Genomic DNA, 1,357 nt, shown 5'->3' with positions numbered 1-1,357 from the left:
CTGTTCAGAGTCGGTTGATTCTTGACGTTTCTGTTTCGGTTGTTTCTTGACACTCGTTGTTATAGCTAGGTCTGCGTGCTGGTGCGCAGGGCCCGTTTGTTTCGTACCTCTCCGCTAGTGGTGCGTGCGGCGGTTTTGACCAGGTCGTTGCCGATCCAGAAGCGCAGTAGGTCGCCGTCGATGTGGACGTCGCAGCGGGCGCCGGCGTGGTGGCGTCCGACGCTGACTTGTTGCCATGACACGCACACGATGCCGTTGGAGCACACCCGGCGGCTGACCCAGTCCTGACCGCTGCGGTCCTGGCGTGCCGTCGTCGCCGCCGCTGGCGTGCTCACGGGGGTACCGGCGGTGAAACGCTCAGCGGGGGTGGCCATGTCCAGCGATTGATGTGGACGGGTGTTGTTGTAGTAGTCGATCCACTCATCGAAGGCCTGCTGGGCCACCTTGATGTTGGTGAAAGGCTGCTGATCACTGAGGAATTCGGCCCGCATCGTGCGGTGGAACCGCTCGATTTTGCCGGTAGTGGTGGGACTGCGCGGCTGCGTGAGTAGGTGCTCAATCCCGTTGTCGCGGCAGATCGCATCAAAGAGCACCTCCACCGGCGGGTTGTTGTAGCGGCCGGTGAACACCCTGGCGTTGTCCGTCAGCAGCTGATCGGGCGCCCCGTACTTGGCGATGGCCGCGCGCAACCCGTCACAGACCGCACGGGTGCGCTCCCGCGCCATCAACCGCCCCGACACACACATCCGGGAGTGATCGTCGAGCCCGGTCAAGGCCTTGGCGCTGGTGCCGTCCGCCAGCGCGAATCCGCCCACGGTATCCATCTGCCACAGCTCCATCGGCAGCCCGCGTTCCCAGCGTTTCCACTTGCGTGAGCGCCGATCCCGCAACGCCGGGTCGATCATGCCGGCCCGAATCAACGCCCGATAGGCCGCTGATTCTGACGGCACTGGCGTGATGCCGCGTTTGGCCAGCTCGAACACTAACCGCCGCGGCCCCCAGTACGGTCGGGAGCGGCGCAACTCCACCAGCGCCGCCTCGACCTCGGCTGGCATCTGGTGCGGACACGACACCGGCCGATGCGACCGATCCGCCAGCCCGTCGAGGCCCTCGGCCTCGTAGCGGGCCAACCAGGTATGCAGCGTCTGGCGCGACACACCTGCCTTTTCGGCGGCCTGTAACACCGCCAAACCATCGGCAATTACGGCCATCACGGCCTGATATCTCTGCTCGGCCACGGTTAACTCCCTCATCTAGGGAGTGTCAAGGATCAACCGAAACAGCTGTCAAGCATCAGCCGAAACACTGTCAGGCATCACCCGAAGCTGAAATGTCAAGCATCAGCCGAGGTCATACA

At 63.7% G+C, this 1,357-nt stretch carries 1 protein-coding gene; it reads right to left on the bottom strand.

Annotated features, from left to right (window positions below):
* Positions 1 to 65: 65 nt before the first annotated feature.
* Entirely contained in the window at positions 66 to 1,253 is a 1,188-nt protein-coding gene (locus A5791_RS17600) for an IS481 family transposase (protein ID WP_067239562.1), read from the bottom strand.
* Between the last annotated feature and the right edge of the window lie 104 nt (positions 1,254 to 1,357).

Source organism: Mycobacterium sp. 852002-51163_SCH5372311 (assembly GCF_001667115.1).
In the GTDB taxonomy this organism is placed as follows: domain Bacteria; phylum Actinomycetota; class Actinomycetes; order Mycobacteriales; family Mycobacteriaceae; genus Mycobacterium.
This window is presented reverse-complemented; position numbering and strand designations above follow the sequence as displayed.